Below are 310 nucleotides of genomic sequence, written 5' to 3' on the forward strand. Positions count from 1 at the left end.
CACGTATGCTAAAGGTTGATTCATTTTTTATGTTTTAATTATTTTACTTTGGAAATCTGTGCCATCAATTCTGCTTCCGCACATAACTTCCCATTTGCATAAGCATACCCCTGCATATGGCAAATTCCTCTTCTGATAGGAGTGATTAATGTACACTTAAAAATTAAAGTATCTCCAGGGCTTACTTTTCTTTTAAACTTAACATTATCCATTTTCATGAAAAATGTTAGATAGTTTTCTGGATCTGGAACGGTGCTCAATACAAGTATACCTCCTGTTTATGCCATTGCTTCTACTATTAAAACACCAG

The 310-nt window shown here is 33.9% G+C and carries 1 pseudogene; it reads right to left on the reverse strand.

The window, feature by feature from the left end:
- Positions 1-38: 38 nt before the first annotated feature.
- Positions 39-310, reverse strand: a pseudogene (locus tag EYD46_RS17605) (UDP-3-O-[3-hydroxymyristoyl] N-acetylglucosamine deacetylase); the annotation flags it as partial.

This window comes from Hyunsoonleella pacifica (genome assembly GCF_004310335.1).
Taxonomy (GTDB): domain Bacteria; phylum Bacteroidota; class Bacteroidia; order Flavobacteriales; family Flavobacteriaceae; genus Jejuia; species Jejuia pacifica.